This window comes from Streptomyces sp. NPDC047081, assembly GCF_040643775.1.
In the GTDB taxonomy this organism is placed as follows: domain Bacteria; phylum Actinomycetota; class Actinomycetes; order Streptomycetales; family Streptomycetaceae; genus Streptomyces.
On sequence record NZ_JBEYUY010000014.1, the window covers coordinates 197,567 to 211,764 of the forward strand.

Annotated in this window: 14 protein-coding genes; 10 read left to right on the top strand and 4 right to left on the bottom strand. The window is 71.3% G+C overall.

Features of this window, described 5'->3' with window-relative positions; all coding sequences use genetic code 11:
* Positions 1-20 precede the first annotated feature (20 nt).
* From boxC to ABZ848_RS26540, 4 genes are read left to right on the top strand one after another with little or no spacing between them, the layout of a single operon-like run.
* Positions 21-1,646, top strand: a complete 1,626-nt coding sequence (boxC, locus tag ABZ848_RS26525; protein ID WP_360835829.1) for a 2,3-epoxybenzoyl-CoA dihydrolase — start codon at positions 21-23, stop codon at positions 1,644-1,646.
* Between the two features lie 4 nt (positions 1,647-1,650).
* Complete coding sequence (boxB, locus tag ABZ848_RS26530; RefSeq protein ID WP_360835830.1) at positions 1,651-3,072, top strand: benzoyl-CoA 2,3-epoxidase subunit BoxB; 1,422 nt, start codon at positions 1,651-1,653, stop codon at positions 3,070-3,072.
* 10 nt (positions 3,073-3,082) lie between these two features.
* Positions 3,083-4,606 (top strand): benzoate-CoA ligase family protein, encoded by a 1,524-nt coding sequence (locus ABZ848_RS26535; protein ID WP_360835831.1) that lies wholly within the window; start codon positions 3,083-3,085, stop codon positions 4,604-4,606.
* On the top strand, positions 4,603-5,460 hold the full coding sequence (locus ABZ848_RS26540; RefSeq protein ID WP_360835832.1) for an amidohydrolase family protein: 858 nt from the start codon (positions 4,603-4,605) through the stop codon (positions 5,458-5,460). Before ABZ848_RS26535 ends, ABZ848_RS26540 begins: the two co-directional genes overlap by 4 nt.
* Here ABZ848_RS26540 and ABZ848_RS26545 read toward each other — a convergent pair.
* Both ABZ848_RS26545 and ABZ848_RS26550 read right to left on the bottom strand, forming a co-directional pair.
* Positions 5,457-6,344: a PaaX family transcriptional regulator C-terminal domain-containing protein gene (locus ABZ848_RS26545; protein ID WP_360835833.1), complete on the bottom strand. Its 888-nt coding sequence runs from the start codon at positions 6,342-6,344 to the stop codon at positions 5,457-5,459. The genes ABZ848_RS26540 and ABZ848_RS26545 overlap by 4 nt on opposite strands.
* A gap of 127 nt (positions 6,345-6,471) precedes the next feature.
* Complete coding sequence (locus ABZ848_RS26550; RefSeq protein ID WP_360835834.1) at positions 6,472-6,900, bottom strand: DUF6299 family protein; 429 nt, start codon at positions 6,898-6,900, stop codon at positions 6,472-6,474.
* 229 nt (positions 6,901-7,129) lie between these two features.
* Here ABZ848_RS26550 and ABZ848_RS26555 point away from each other — a divergent pair, with 229 nt between their 5' ends.
* A complete protein-coding gene (locus ABZ848_RS26555; protein WP_360835835.1) occupies positions 7,130-7,324 on the top strand; it encodes a DUF5999 family protein in 195 nt (64 codons plus the stop codon).
* A gap of 15 nt (positions 7,325-7,339) precedes the next feature.
* Here the strand turns inward: ABZ848_RS26555 and ABZ848_RS26560 are convergent, their stop codons facing one another.
* A complete protein-coding gene (locus ABZ848_RS26560) occupies positions 7,340-7,738 on the bottom strand; it encodes a RidA family protein (protein WP_360835836.1) in 399 nt (132 codons plus the stop codon).
* Positions 7,735-8,865, bottom strand: a complete 1,131-nt coding sequence (locus ABZ848_RS26565; protein ID WP_360835837.1) for an acyl-CoA dehydrogenase family protein — start codon at positions 8,863-8,865, stop codon at positions 7,735-7,737. Before ABZ848_RS26565 ends, ABZ848_RS26560 begins: the two co-directional genes overlap by 4 nt.
* A 124-nt stretch (positions 8,866-8,989) precedes the next feature.
* Between ABZ848_RS26565 and ABZ848_RS26570 the strand changes: the two genes are divergently transcribed.
* The 5 genes from ABZ848_RS26570 (at position 8,990) to ABZ848_RS26590 (ending at position 14,196) form a co-directional block, all read left to right on the top strand.
* Positions 8,990-10,582: an AMP-binding protein gene (locus tag ABZ848_RS26570; RefSeq protein ID WP_360835838.1), complete on the top strand. Its 1,593-nt coding sequence runs from the start codon at positions 8,990-8,992 to the stop codon at positions 10,580-10,582.
* 15 nt (positions 10,583-10,597) lie between these two features.
* Positions 10,598-11,434: a PaaX family transcriptional regulator C-terminal domain-containing protein gene (locus ABZ848_RS26575; protein ID WP_360835839.1), complete on the top strand. Its 837-nt coding sequence runs from the start codon at positions 10,598-10,600 to the stop codon at positions 11,432-11,434.
* A 94-nt stretch (positions 11,435-11,528) separates the two neighbouring features.
* Positions 11,529-12,080, top strand: coding sequence for an adenylyl-sulfate kinase (gene cysC / locus ABZ848_RS26580; RefSeq protein WP_360835840.1), 552 nt, complete (start codon positions 11,529-11,531; stop codon positions 12,078-12,080).
* Positions 12,077-12,979, top strand: a complete 903-nt coding sequence (gene cysD, locus ABZ848_RS26585; RefSeq protein ID WP_360835841.1) for a sulfate adenylyltransferase subunit CysD — start codon at positions 12,077-12,079, stop codon at positions 12,977-12,979. The genes cysC and cysD overlap by 4 nt, the downstream gene beginning before the upstream one ends.
* A 2-nt stretch (positions 12,980-12,981) precedes the next feature.
* Positions 12,982-14,196, top strand: coding sequence for a GTP-binding protein (locus ABZ848_RS26590; RefSeq protein WP_360835842.1), 1,215 nt, complete (start codon positions 12,982-12,984; stop codon positions 14,194-14,196).
* Positions 14,197-14,198: the final 2 nt, after the last annotated feature.

Genomic DNA, 14,198 nt, shown 5'->3' on the forward strand with positions numbered 1-14,198 from the left:
AGCGCGAGGAGGAGCTCGGCATGGTGGAGGTTTCCTTCGACCGGAGCCCGGAGTCGTACCGGCACTGGCGGCTGCGCACGGACGGGCCGGTCGCCCGGCTGGAGCTGGACGTCGACGAGCAGGGCGGACTGGTGCCCGGGTACGAGCTGAAGCTCAACTCGTACGACCTCGGCGTCGACATCGAGCTCTACGACGCCGTCCAGCGGCTGCGCTTCGAGCACCCCGAGGTGCGGGCCGTGGTGGTGACCAGCGCCAAGGAGAAGGTGTTCTGCGCGGGCGCCAACATCCGGATGCTCGCGGCCTCCCCGCACGAGTGGAAGGTGAACTTCTGCAAGTTCACCAACGAGACCCGCAACGGCATGGAGGACGCCTCCGAACACTCCGGGCTCACCTTCATCGCCGCGGTCAACGGCTCCTGCGCGGGTGGCGGTTACGAGCTGGCGCTGGCCTGCGACCGGATCCTGCTGATCGACGACAACTCCTCGTCGGTGGCGCTGCCCGAGGTGCCGCTGCTCGGCGTGCTGCCCGGCACCGGCGGTCTGACCCGGCTGACGGACAAGCGCCGGGTGCGCAAGGACCTGGCCGACGTCTTCGCGACACGCAGTGACGGGGTACGCGGCAAGACGGCCGTCGACTGGCGGCTGGTGGACGAGGTCGTGCCGCGCCGGGACTTCCGGACGGTCGTCGAGCAGCGGGCGCGGGAGGCGGCGGCACGCAATCCGCGTCCGGCCGGTGTCCGTGGCGTCCAACTCACGCCGCTGGAAAGGGAGATCACCGAGGACGGAATCTCCTACCGGTATGTGCGGGCCGAGTTCGACCGGCCGCTCGGGCTCGTGCGCATCACCGTACGAGGACCCGACGGTGAGGACGGCTGGCTGCTCGCGCTCACCCGTGAACTCGACGACGTGATACTGAGGTTGCGGACGAACGAGCCCGAGCTCGGCACCTGGGTGCTGCGCACCGAGGGCGACCCGGTGCTCGTACTCGCCCATGAGCGGGAGCTGTTGGAGGCGAAGGACGACGACTGGCTCGCCAACGAGGTCCTGCACTACTACAAGCGGACCCTGAAACGGCTCGACGTCACCAGCCGGAGTCTCGTCGCGCTGATCGAGCCGGGGAGCTGTTTCGCCGGGCTGCTGCTGGAGTTGGCCCTCGCCTGCGATGTGCAGTACATGCTGGACGGGCCTCCGATCGAGGACCCGGACAGTGACGAGCGGGCCCAACTCTTCCTGTCCGAGGCCAACTTCGGCCTCCTTCCCATGGGCAACGGGCTCTCCCGACTCTCGTCCCGTTTCTACGGCGACCACGGCCACCTCGACTGGCTGCGCCGCGAGGCCGGGCAGCCCGTGGGAGCCGCCCGGGCGCGTGAACTCGGGCTCGTCACGGACGCGCCCGACGACCTCGACTGGGAGGACGAGATCCGAATCGTCCTGGAGAACCGGGCCGCGCTGAGCCCCGACGCGCTGACCGGGATGGAGGCCAACCACCGCTTCGTCGGGCCGGAGACCATGGAGACCAAGATCTTCGGCCGGCTCAGCGCCTGGCAGAACTGGATCTTCGTACGCCCCAACGCCTCTGGTCCGGAAGGCGCGTTGCGCCGCTACGGGACCGGGCAGCGGGCCGTCTACGACCGGAAGCGAGTGTGACCCGATGCCCACGGCCATCGACTACGACGCCAGGATCCCCAACAACGTCGGCCTCGCCGACGACCGCCGCCTCCAGCGCGCGCTGGAGGGCTGGCAGCCCAAGTTCCTCGGCTGGTGGGGGGAGATGGGCCCCTCGCTGGAGAACCACGGCGTCTATCTGCGCACCGCCGTGTCCGTCGGCCGGGACGGCTGGGCCCACTTCGACCACGTCAACGTGCCCGACTACCGCTGGGGCATCTTCCTCGCCGAGCCCACCCCGGACCGCCGTATCGCCTTCGGCGAGCACCAGGGCGAGCCGGTCTGGCAGCAGGTGCCCGGCGAGTACCGCGCCGACCTGCAACGGCTGATCGTGATCCAGGGCGACACCGAGCCGGCCTCGGTGGAGCAGCAGCGGCTGCTCGGGCTGAGCGCGCCGAGCCTGTACGACCTGCGCAACCTCTTCCAGGTCAACGTCGAGGAGGGCAGGCACCTCTGGGCGATGGTGTACCTCCTGCACGCCTACTTCGGCCGGGAGGGCCGCGACGAGGCCGAGGCGCTGCTGTACCGCAACTCCGGCAGCCCCGACTCACCGCGCATCCTGGGCGCGTTCAACGAGGAGACCGCCGACTGGCTGGCCTTCTACATGTTCACGTACTTCACCGACCGGGACGGCAAGTACCAGCTCGGCTCGCTCAAGGAGAGCGCCTTCGATCCGCTGTCGCGGACCTGCACCTTCATGCTGAAGGAGGAGGCGCACCACATGATGGTCGGTACGACCGGGGTCGACCGGGTGGTGACCAGGAGCGCCCAACTCGTGTGCGAGCACGACACCTTGGACATCGCCGCGTGCGGTGGCATCCCGCTCGACATCATCCAGAAGTACATCAACTTCCACTACACGGTCTCCCTGGACCTGTTCGGCAGCGAGACCTCCACCAACGCGGCCAACTACTACACGGCCGGGCTCAAGGGCCGCTGGCAGGAGGAGCGGCGCGGGGACGACCACCAACTCACCGAGGACGGCGTGCGGTTGGACAGGCCGGGCGCGGACGGCGGCTGGGGGGCCGAAGAGGTGCCCGCGCTGCTCGCCCTCAACCTCGACCTGCGCGACGAGTACATCGCCGACTGCCGGACCGGCGTCAGGCGCTGGAACCGCATCCTCGACGAGCACGGCATCGACTTCCGCCTGAGCCTGCCGCACCCCGGCTTCAACCGCCAGGTCGGCCTCGCCGCCGGCCACCGCGTCACCCCCGACGGCACGATCGTCGACGAGGAGACCTGGGAGGCGAGCCGGCGTCACTGGCTGCCGACGGCCGAAGACCTGGCGTTCGTACGGTCGTTGATGCAGCCGGTCTACGAGCGCGGGAAGATCGCGAGCTGGGTCGCGCCGCCGGTCAACGGGATCAACGGCAAGCCGTTCGACTACGAGTACGTCCGACTGGTGTGAGGCGGCCCCGATGCCCGAGCTGTTCAACGCGGCGGACTGGCTGGTCGACCGGCAGGTCAGAGCGGGCGCCGGCGGGCGCACGGCCGTCGTCACACCCACCCGGTCGCTGACCTACGAGGAGCTGTCCGGCGAGGTCCGCCGGGTGGCCGCCGGACTGCACGCCCTGGGTGTACGGCCCGAGGAGCGGGTCCTGTTCTGCATGGCCGACGACATCGAGCTGTTCACCGGCATCCTGGCCGCCTTCCGCATCGGCGCGGTGGCCGTGCCCGCCTCGACCATGCTGACCGGGGCGGAACTGGGCAGGCTGGTGGCGGACTGCCGTAGCAGAGTGGTGCTGGGGTCGGCCGAGTTCGCCCCGGTGGTGCGGGCCGCGCTCCAGGAGACGCCGGAGGTCGAACACCCGCTCCTGGGCGGCGAATGGCAGCGGCTGCTCGACGCGGGCACGGACCCGGCGCCGTATCCCACCTGGCCGGACTCCCCCGCCCTGTGGCTGTACACCTCCGGCACCACGGGCACTCCGAAGGCGGCCATGCACCGCCACGCCGACATCAGGTTCGTGGCCGAGAACTACGGGCAGGGGGTGCTCGGCATCGGCGCGGAGGACCGCTGTCTGTCCGTCGCCAAGCTGTTCTTCGCGTACGGGCTCGGGAACTCGATGTTCTTCCCGCTGTCGGTCGGCGGCACGGCGCTGCTGGAGCCCGCGCGGCCCTCCCCCGCGCTGTTCGCCAAGCGCGCGGCCACCGACCGGGCCACCGTGCTGTTCGGCGTGCCCGGCTTCCTCGGGGCGCTGCTCGCGGGCCTGGACATCCCCGACGACGCCTTCGCGAGCGTACGGGTCGGTGTCTCGGCCGGTGAGGCGCTGCCCGCGCGGATCTACCAGGGGGTCCTTGAGCGGTTCGGCGTCGAGGTGCTCGACGGGATCGGGTCGACCGAGATGCTGCACATCTTCATGTCCAACCGGCAGGGCCGGGTGCATCCGGGTTCCTCCGGCGAACCTGTTCCGGGGTACGCCGTGCAACTGCGGGATGTGGCAGGGCAGTTGGTCGAGGGCGCGGGCGTGCCCGGCGAGCTGTACGTGCGCGGGGAGTCGGCCGCCGTCGGGTACTGGTGCCGGGCGGAGACGAGCCGGCGGGTGTTCCTCGGGGAGTGGGTGCGCACGGGTGACACGTACGTCCGTAACGCGGACGGCACGTACACCTGCATGGGCCGCACCAACGACCTGCTCAAGGCAGGTGGCATCTGGGTCTCGCCGGCCGAGGTCGAGGAGCGGCTGCTGGCGCACCCGGACGTCGCGGAGGTCGCGGTGGTCGGGGCGCGGGACGCGGACGGGCTCGACAAGCCGGTGGCGTGCGTGGTGCCGAGGCCCGGGCGCGAGGTCGACGCGGAGGCGCTGGTGGCCTGGTGCCGGGAGGGGCTGGCCGCGTTCAAGCGGCCGCGCGCGGTCGTCGGGCTGAGCGAGCTGCCGCGGACGCCGACGGGGAAGATCCGGCGTAACGTGCTGAGGGACATGGTCCGCTCCGAGGAGGCGCCGTGATCGACGGCGAGACCGTGGTGGACGCGCACGTCCACGTACCGCGGCTGTCCACGCTGAAGCCCGCCTGGTTCGAGTGGGCGCAGATCTTCGGCCGCGGGCAGCCGTGGCGGGACGCGTACGACGAGCACGGCGACCCCGTGCCCGAACGCCTCGACGCGCTGTTCGAGGCGCAGGGCGTGGACCGTGCGCTGCTGTTCTGCGAGTACAGCCCGCGGGCCACCGGCATCCAGCCGATCGAGGACCTGCTGCCGATCGTCGAACACAACCCGGTCCGCTTCCGGCTGGTCGCCAACGTCAACCCGCACCTGCACCACCCGGTCGCGGCGGAGGCCGAACGCCAGCTGGACCTGGGCGCGGTGGCCGTCAAACTCCATCCCGTGCACGGTGGTTTCGACCCGGCGGACAAGGAGCTGTATCCGCTGTTCGGGCTGTGCGCCGAGCGCGGGGTCCCGGTGATCGTGCACTCGGGGACGTCCAGCTTCCCTGGCGCGCGGGCGCGGTTCGGGGATCCGCAGCTGATGCTGGACGCCGTGGAGGACTTCCCGGACGTGCAGTTCGTCTTCGCGCACGGCGGGCGGGGCTGGTGGTACGACACCGCCGCCTTCCTGGCGCTGGCCAAGCCGAACGTCTGGCTGGACCTGGCCGGACTGCCGCCGCACAAGCTGCCCGAGTACTACGCCCGGTTCGACCTGACCCGGCTGGCGGGCCGCTGGATCTTCGGCACGGACTGGCCGGGGGTACCGGGGACGGACAAAAACGTGCGGGCGATACGGGAGTTGGGGCTGCCGGAGGAGACCCTTCGGGGCGTGCTGTCGGGGAACGCGGGCAAGGTTTTTCCCGGGTTGGACGTCTAGGGGCCTGCGGGGGCCTCTAGACGGCCGGCGTGGAATTTCTGGGCGGTCAGCTCCTCCCAGCGTCGCTCCGCCGGCCCGCTCCACTCCGCGTGCTTGCCGTGGAAGAGGGCCGTCGCCTTCGCGCCGCTCCAGCCCGTGGGGAGCAGCTTGGGCGGGAGGCGGGGGTCGAGGAAGGGGAAGCGGCGCCACTCGTGGACCAGCAGGGCCAGGGCGTGCAGGGCGGCGTCGCCGTCGGCCGGGTGCAGGCCCGTGAACTCGTCGATGAAGGCCTCGTACCGCGCCTCCACCTCGCTCAGGTCCCAGGCGCGGGCCACCATGGCCGCCTCGCTGCCGAGGGCGCCGTAGTTCGCGGTGAACGACATCGCTCCGTCGGCCAGTTGGAGCTCCTTGAGGACGGCGAGCGCCTCGGTCTCGCGGTCGGCGTGGGGGGTGATCCAGACGCCGGGTTCCGGGGAGCCGAAGCCGGCCCAGCTGAGCCGGGTGCGCACGCGGTGGCGCAGGTCGCGCTTGGTCTCCGGGACCGAGACGAGGACGACCAGCCAGGTACCGTCCCAGGTGCGCTCGCCGCTGCCGAAGTCGTAGATGCGCTGCGCGCCTTCCGTGAGCAGCCGCCGGCCCGGCGGGGTGAGTGCCCAGCGGACCCGGCGCCCGACCCGCTCCGAGGCGAGCCAGCCCTCCGCCGCGGTGCGCGCGAGCGCCTGCCGCGCGGACTTCTCCTCCACGCCGAACAGCGCGAGGGACTCGACCAGCGCCGAGGTCCACACCGGGCGGCCGCGCGGCAGGACGTACTCGCCGAGCACGGTCATCAGCAGGGACCGCGCACTGGTGTCCCCGACCTCCCGGCGCCTGCTGACCACCGGCCGCGGGGACGCGTCCTTCGCCATGCCCGCTCGCTCCCCTCGCCGCGCAACCTGGCCTCCATGGGCCTACTGACACAATATCTTGCCGGAACGCTACATATCAGTAGAGTGTCAGGTCCACGTGCGAAGGAAGCGAGCCGGGTCCGGGCGGTCAGCCCTGGGTCAGCGTGACGTCCTGGCGCTCGGCGGCGTGGAAGCGGGGCAGCGGCAGGCCGCCCTGCGGGTGCAGCTCCATGATCGTGGCCTCGACGTTCGCGGCGCCCGGCTCCAGGGTCTTCGCCGACGGCGTGCCCGTGTTCTCCCAGCGGTGCTCGGCGCCGTCGCACACGGCACGGGTGCCGCCGATGCCCTGGCGGACGGTTGGTTCGCTCTGGCTCACCGACGAACTGACGAAGACCGGGCCCACGCTGCCGAGGCAGCGGTAGGTGCCGGAGAGGGTGACCGTGCCGTCGGGGGCGATGGTGCCGGTCGGGTCGACGGTCACCGTCTCGTACGGGTCCGCGGCGGCGGGCGCGGCCGGGGCGGCGGCCAGGAGCAGCGCGGCGGCGGCGAGGACGGGACGCAGGGAACGCATGGACATGGGAAGACCTCCTGGGAATGGGGCTTCCACTGGTACCGGGCGCACGGGCCCGGGGCCGTGATCGTCACTCCTTCGGTGGCGAGTCCGCACCGACGGTCGTGGAACCGTCCGGGTGTTGTCCGCGTGTTGTCACGCTTCCCCTCGGGCCGTTCCGATGAGTTCGCGCCGGGAGCATGGTCTACCTATCGGGACCCGGACGGACGGATCCCGGCCTACGTGGAGGTGCGCCATGTGTTCCCACCAGCCCTCGTGCCCTTCCTCCGACAGCCACGTCCCGCACATCGTGGCGGCCCACCCCGAGCAGGGGTGGAGCCTGCTGTGCGACGGCGCGATCGTCTTCGACGACAGCGGCGAGCTGACGGCCGACGGCCGGATCGTCGCGCCGCACCGGCTGCCGGTCGAGCGCCTGACGATCGCGGCCTGACCCGCCACCGGAGCTCTAGGGCAGCACCGCGAAACCGTCGAGTTCCACCAACGCCTGGTCGTCCCACAGTCGTACGACTTCGACGACCGCCATCGCCGGATAGTCACGGCCCGCCAACCGCCGCCAGACGCGGCCGAGTTCGGGCGCGTGGGTGCGATAGGCGGCGAAGTCCGTGGCATAGACGGTGACCCGGGCGAGGTCGGCGGGGGTGCCCCCGCAAGCGGTCAGCGCGGCCAGCAGATTGCCGAGAGCCTTCTCGAACTGCTCGGCCAGGGTGTCGCCGACCACCTTTCCGTCGGTGTCCAGAGCGGTCTGGCCGGCCAGGAAGACGACGCGGGTGCCGGTGGCGACGACCGCGTGGGAGAAGCCCGTGGGCGGGGAGAGTTCGGGCGGGTTGACGCGCTCGGTGCTCATCGGGCGGCCTCCAGGTTCGCGTACAACTCCTTGGCGATGATGCCGCGTTGGACCTCGCTGGCCCCCTCGTAGATACGCGGGGCGCGCACCTCGCGGTAGAGGTGTTCGAGGAGATGGCCCCGGCGCAGGGCGCGCGCGCCGTGCAACTGCACGGCGGCATCCACGACTTGCTGCGCCGTCTCGGTCGCGAGCAGCTTCGCCATCGCCGCGCGCTTGGGGACGTCCGAGGCACCTTCGTCGTACGCCGTCGCCGCCGCGTAGACCATGAGGCGGGCCGCGTCGGTGCGCAGGGCGAGCTCGGCGACCTGGTGGGCGACGGCCTGCAGGTCCTTCAACTTGCCGCCGAACGCGTCCCGCCCGGCCGTGTGCGCGAGGGTCGCGTCGAGTGCCGCCTGCGCCATCCCGACCGCGAAGGCGCCGACGCTGGGCCGGAAGAGATTGAGCGTCCCCATGGCCACCCGGAAGCCCCGGTCCACCTCGCCGAGCACGTCGTCCGCGGTGACGGGTACGGCGTCGAAGCCGAGGGCGCCGATGGGGTGCGGGGAGAGCATGTCGAGGGGTGTGCCGGTGAGGCCGGGGCGGTCGGCGGGGACCAGGAAGGCGGTGACTCCGCGGGCGCCGGCGCCGGGGGTGGTGCGGGCGAAGACGGTGTAGAAGTCGGCTTCGGGGGCGTTGGAGATCCAGCACTTCTCACCGGTGAGACGCCAGCGGGCGGGGCCGTCCGGACGGGCTTCCAGGGCCAGCGCCGCCGCGTCCGAGCCCGCGCCCGGCTCGCTCAGTGCGAAGGCCGCCACCGCCGTGCCGTCCGTGACCCGGGGCAGCCAGCGGTCCCGCTGGGCCGGGGTGCCGTGCGCGTGCACCGGGTGTGCGCCGAGGCCCTGCAGCGCGAGGGCCGTCTCCGCCTCCGTGCAGGCGTAGGCCAGGGACTCCCGCATCAGACAGAGGTCGAGGGCGCCCGAGGTGAACAGCCTTTCCAAGAGGCCCAGTTGGCCGAGCTCGGCGACGAGCGGGCGGTTGACGTGACCCGCCTCGCCCTTCTCGGCGAGCGGGCGCAGCCGCTCCGCGGCCATCGTGCGCAGCTCGCCACACCAGGCGATCTGTTCCGGTTCGAGCGAGAATGCGGGCATCGCCGGTCCCCTCTCCGCCGCGTCTCCCCCGACGGTATCGCGCACCGTTGACTGTCGTCACCAACACGATACGCTCCAACCGTGAGCCCACCACCACGCCCATAAGGCAAGGGGGCGCATCGTCATGAACGTCTCGGCCCACGTCGACACCTTCGCGCGCGACCACCTCCCGCCGCCCGAGGACTGGCCGGAGCTGCGCTTCGAGCTGCCGGAGCTCCAGTACCCCGATCGGTTGAACTGCGCCACCGAGCTGCTGACCGGCCAGGACCCCGGCCGGCCGGTGTTCCACACGCCCACGGGGCCGTCCTGGACGTACGGCGGGCTGCGGGCCCGGGTGGACCGGCTCGCGCACATCCTCACCGCGGATCTCGGCGTGGTCCCGGGGAACCGGGTCCTGCTGCGCGGGCCGACGACGCCGTGGCTGGCGGCCTGCTGGCTGGCGGTGCTGAAGGCGGGGGGTGTGGCGGTGACGGTGCTGGCGCAGCAGCGGCCGCACGAGCTGGCAGTGATATGTGACATGGCACTGGTCCGGCACGCCCTCTGCGACATCCGTTCCGTCGACGACCTCGCCAAGGCCGAGATCCCCGGCCTGCGCATAGCGACCTACGGCGGCGACGCCCCCGACGACCTCCTGCACCGCCCGGCGCCCGACACCCCGTACCCCGCCGTGGACACCGCGGCCGACGACGTGGCGCTGATCGCGTTCACCTCGGGCACCACCGGTCACCCGAAGGGGTGCATGCATTTTCACCGGGACGTACTCGCGACAGCCGACACCTTCTCGAAGCATGTGCTGCAACCACATGTGGACGATGTCTTCGCGGGCAGCCCGCCCCTCGGCTTCACCTTCGGGCTGGGCGGGCTCGTGGTCTTCCCGATGCGGGCCGGAGCGAGCGCGCTGCTGCTCGAACAGGCCCATCCCAAGCAGTTGCTGGCGGCCGTCGCCGAGCACCGCGTCTCCGTCGTCTTCACCGCGCCGACCGCCTACCGCGCGATGCTCGACGAGCTGGACGCCTACGACATCTCCTCGCTCCGCCGCTGTGTCTCCGCCGGCGAGAACCTGCCCGCCGCCACCTGGCAGGCCTGGCAGGAGCGCACGGGTCTGCGCATCATCAACGGCATCGGCGCCACCGAGCTGCTGCACATCTTCATCTCGGCGGCCGACGAGCACATACGGCCGGGGACGACCGGAGTCCCCGTACCAGGCTGGCACGCGCGCGTGCAGGACGCGGACGGGGAGCCGGTGGCGGACGGGGAGCCGGGGCTGCTGGCCGTGCGCGGGCCCGTCGGCTGCCGCTATCTCGCCGATCCACGCCAGCACGACTACGTCCGTAGTGGCTGGAACATCACGGGCGACACCTACGTCCGCGAGCCCGACGGCTACTTCCGTTACGTCGCCCGGGCCGACGACATGATCATCTCGGCCGGGTACAACATCGCGGGACCGGAGGTCGAGGACGCGCTGCTGCGCCACCCGGACGTGGTCGAGGCAGCGGTCGTGGGACGGCCCGACGAGGCCCGCGGACATGTGGTCGTCGCCCATGTGGTGCTCAAGGAGGGTGCCGTACGGGATGCCGAAGCACTGCGGACCTTCGTCAAGTCCGAACTGGCGCCCTACAAATGCCCGCGCGAGATCGTCTTCATGGACGCGCTGCCACGCACCGCGACCGGAAAGCTTCAGCGATTCAAACTACGCACCGATGGTGACCAGCAGTGATGTCGACGACCTAAGATGATCAACGTGTCCGACCAGCATGCACCACGGTCTCTCATCGTCACGCTCTACGGCGCCTACGGCCGCTATGTCCCGGGCCCGGTACCGGTCGCGGAACTGATCCGGCTCCTCGCCGCGGTCGGCGTGGACGCCCCTTCCGTACGCTCCTCGGTGTCGCGCCTCAAACGCCGCGGTCTGCTGCTGCCGGCCCGCACGGCCGAGGGCGCGGCCGGGTACGAACTGTCACCGGACGCCCGCCAGTTGCTCGTCGACGGCGACCGGCGCATCTACGCCGGCGCACCGCCCGAGAACGAGGGCTGGGTGCTCGCCGTGTTCTCGGTGCCGGAGTCGGAGCGGCAGAAACGTCATGTGCTGCGCTCGCGCCTCGCCGGGCTCGGCTTCGGCACGGCGGCGCCCGGCGTGTGGATCGCCCCGGCCCGGCTGTACGAGGAGACCCGGCACACCCTGCGCCGCCTGCACCTGGACCCGTACGTCGACCTGTTCCGCGGTGAGCATCTCGGCTTCGCCGCGACCGTCGAGTCGGTCGCCCGCTGGTGGGACCTGGCAGCGATCGCCAAGGAGCACGAGGCGTTCCTGGACCGGCACGGGCCCGTGCTGCACGCCTGGGAGCAGCGGGAGGACACCCCGCCCGAGGAGGCGTACCGCGACTACCTCCTCGCCCTCGACTCCTGGCGCCACCTCCCCTACACCGACCCCGGGCTGCCCGCCCGCCTGCTCCCCGAGGACTGGCCGGGAGTACGCTCGGCGACCGTCTTCCGGAAGCTGCACGAGCGCCTGAGGGACGCCGGGGCGCTCTTCGCCGGATGTGATCTCTCACACTTCACAGGTCCCTAAGGGAACCCTCAGCCTCTTCAGTCCCTCTTCTCAGATTTCTTACCTAGCGTGCACCGGGTCGTAAGCCGGGTAAGAAAAAAGAGGACTGTTGCGGATGACCACAGCGGCAAAGGCTCCGGGAGCCACGGTCTGGCTGACCGGGCTGCCCAGCGCGGGCAAGACGACGATCGCCAGACTGCTCGGCGATCGACTCAAGGCCGAGGGGCATCGCGTGGAGGTCCTCGACGGGGACGAGATACGCCGTTTCCTCTCCGCGGGGCTCGGCTTCTCGCGCGAGGACCGCAACACGAACGTGCAGCGCATCGGCCTGGTCTCCGAGGTCCTCGCGCGCAACGGCGTGCTGTCCGTCGTCCCGGTCATCGCACCGTACGCCGACAGCCGCGAGGCGGTCCGCAAGCGGCACGACGCCAGCTCGACGCCGTACATCGAGGTGCATGTCGCCACCCCGGTCGAGGTGTGCAGCGAGCGGGACGTGAAGGGGCTGTACGCCCGCCAGGCCGCGGGCCAGCTCACCGGGCTGACCGGGGTCGACGACCCGTACGAGCCGCCGGTCGACCCGGATCTCGTGCTGCCGACGCAGGAGCAGTCGCCGCAGCAGTCGGCCGACGCCGTGTACGCGGTGCTGGCGGAGCGGGGGCTGGTGTGACCGGGTTCAGCCTCTCCCACCTGGACGCGCTGGAGTCCGAGGCCGTCCACATCTTCCGCGAGGTGGCGGGCGAGTTCGAGCGGCCGGTGATCCTGTTCTCCGGCGGCAAGGACTCCATCGTCATGCTGCACCTGGCGCTGAAGGCGTTCGCGCCGGCCGCGATCCCCTTCACGCTGCTGCATGTCGACACCGGGCACAACTTCCCCGAGGTGCTCGACTACCGGGACCGTGTGGTCGCCACACATGGGCTGCGCCTCCATGTGGCCTCCGTACAGGACTACATCGACCGGGGTGTGCTGCGCGAACGTCCCGACGGGACCCGTAACCCGCTGCAGACCCTCCCGCTGACCGAGAAGATCCAGAGCGAGCGCTTCGACGCGGTCTTCGGCGGCGGACGGCGCGACGAGGAGAAGGCCCGCGCCAAGGAGCGGGTGTTCTCGCTGCGCGACGAGTTCTCGCAGTGGGACCCGCGCCGGCAGCGGCCCGAGCTGTGGAACCTCTACAACGGGCGGCACGCGCCGGGCGAGCACGTCCGCGTGTTCCCGCTGTCCAACTGGACCGAGCTGGACGTCTGGCAGTACATCGCCCGCGAGCGGATCGAGCTGCCCGAGATCTACTACGCCCATCACCGCGAGGTCTTCCGGCGCGGCGGCATGTGGCTGACCGCCGGTGAGTGGGGCGGGCCCAAGGCGGGCGAGACCGTCGAGAAGCGGCAGGTGCGTTACCGCACGGTCGGCGACATGTCCTGCACCGGTGCCGTCGACTCCGATGCGGACACCATCGAGAAGGTGATCGCCGAGATCGCCGCCTCCCGGCTCACCGAGCGCGGCGCCACCCGCGCCGACGACAAGCTGTCCGAGGCCGCGATGGAAGACCGCAAGCGCGAAGGGTATTTCTAGTCATGACCGGCACGACCATCGACACGCTTCGGTTCGCCACCGCGGGCTCCGTCGACGACGGCAAGTCCACCCTCGTCGGCCGCCTGCTGCACGACTCCAAGTCGGTCCTCGCCGACCAGCTGGAGGCCGTCGAGCACGCCTCCCGCAACCGCGGCCAGGAAGCCCCCGACCTGGCCCTCCTCACCGACGGCCTGCGCGCCGAGCGCGAGCAGGGCATCACCATCGACGTCGCCTACCGCTACTTCGCCACGCCCAAGCGCCGGTTCATCCTCGCCGACACCCCCGGGCACGTGCAGTACACGCGGAACATGGTCACGGGCGCGTCGACCGCCGAGCTCGCGATCGTCCTGGTCGACGCGCGCAACGGGGTCGTCGAGCAGACCCGCAGGCACGCCGCCGTGGCCGGGCTGCTGCGCGTCCCGCACGTGGTCCTCGCCGTCAACAAGATGGACCTGGTCGGCTACGAGCAGCAGGTCTTCGAGCACATCGTCGAGGACTTCGCGGGCCTCGCCGCCGAGTTGGACCTGCCCGGCTTCACCCCGATCCCGGTCTCGGCGCTCGTCGGCGACAACGTCGTGGACCGCTCGGCGCACATGGACTGGTACGCCGGTCCGGCGCTGCTGGAGTTCCTGGAGAACGTGCCCGTCGGCAGCGGCTCGGACACGGACGCCCCGGCCCGCTTCCCCGTGCAGTACGTCATCCGGCACGGCGAACTCCGTTACTACGCGGGGCAGTTGGTCTCCGGCGAGCTGCGGGTCGGCGACCGGGTCGTCGTGCACCCGTCCGGCGAGACCAGCGAGATCACCGGCATCGACGTGCTCGGTGTCCCGCAGGAGACGGCACACGCGCCGCAGTCGATCAGTGTGCGCCTCGCCGACCAGCGGGACATCTCCCGCGGCGACATGATCACGGCGGGGACGGGCTCCCCGATGCTCACGCAGGACGTCCGGGCGGCCGTGTGCCATCTGGCCGACCGCCCGCTGCGGGTCGGCGACCGGGTGCTGCTGCGGCACACCGCCCGGACCGTGAAGGCGATCGTCAAGGACCTCGGCGGAGCGGCCGAGTTGACCGCGAACGACCTCGGCCGCGTCACGGTGCGCACCGCCGAGCCCCTCGCGCTGGACGACTACGCGGTCTCCCGCCGCACCGGCGCGTTCATCCTGATCGACCCGGCGGACGGCGCGACGCTGACCGCGGGGATGGTCGAGCTGCCGTAACC

What these genes read in the sequence shown, in the direction of transcription:
- ABZ848_RS26590 (WP_360835842.1), top strand. Translation starts at nt 12,982, where the DNA reads ATGACCGGCACGACCATCGACACGCTTCGGTTCGCCACCGCGGGCTCC.
- cysC (WP_360835840.1), top strand. Translation starts at nt 11,529, where the DNA reads ATGACCACAGCGGCAAAGGCTCCGGGAGCCACGGTCTGGCTGACCGGG.
- ABZ848_RS26555 (WP_360835835.1), top strand. Translation starts at nt 7,130, where the DNA reads ATGTGTTCCCACCAGCCCTCGTGCCCTTCCTCCGACAGCCACGTCCCG.
- ABZ848_RS26565 (WP_360835837.1), bottom strand. Translation starts at nt 8,865, where the DNA reads ATGCCCGCATTCTCGCTCGAACCGGAACAGATCGCCTGGTGTGGCGAG.
- ABZ848_RS26535 (WP_360835831.1), top strand. Translation starts at nt 3,083, where the DNA reads ATGCCCGAGCTGTTCAACGCGGCGGACTGGCTGGTCGACCGGCAGGTC.
- boxB (WP_360835830.1), top strand. Translation starts at nt 1,651, where the DNA reads ATGCCCACGGCCATCGACTACGACGCCAGGATCCCCAACAACGTCGGC.
- ABZ848_RS26570 (WP_360835838.1), top strand. Translation starts at nt 8,990, where the DNA reads ATGAACGTCTCGGCCCACGTCGACACCTTCGCGCGCGACCACCTCCCG.
- boxC (WP_360835829.1), top strand. Translation starts at nt 21, where the DNA reads ATGGTGGAGGTTTCCTTCGACCGGAGCCCGGAGTCGTACCGGCACTGG.
- ABZ848_RS26545 (WP_360835833.1), bottom strand. Translation starts at nt 6,344, where the DNA reads ATGGCGAAGGACGCGTCCCCGCGGCCGGTGGTCAGCAGGCGCCGGGAG.
- ABZ848_RS26575 (WP_360835839.1), top strand. Translation starts at nt 10,598, where the DNA reads ATGATCAACGTGTCCGACCAGCATGCACCACGGTCTCTCATCGTCACG.
- ABZ848_RS26560 (WP_360835836.1), bottom strand. Translation starts at nt 7,738, where the DNA reads ATGAGCACCGAGCGCGTCAACCCGCCCGAACTCTCCCCGCCCACGGGC.
- ABZ848_RS26550 (WP_360835834.1), bottom strand. Translation starts at nt 6,900, where the DNA reads ATGTCCATGCGTTCCCTGCGTCCCGTCCTCGCCGCCGCCGCGCTGCTC.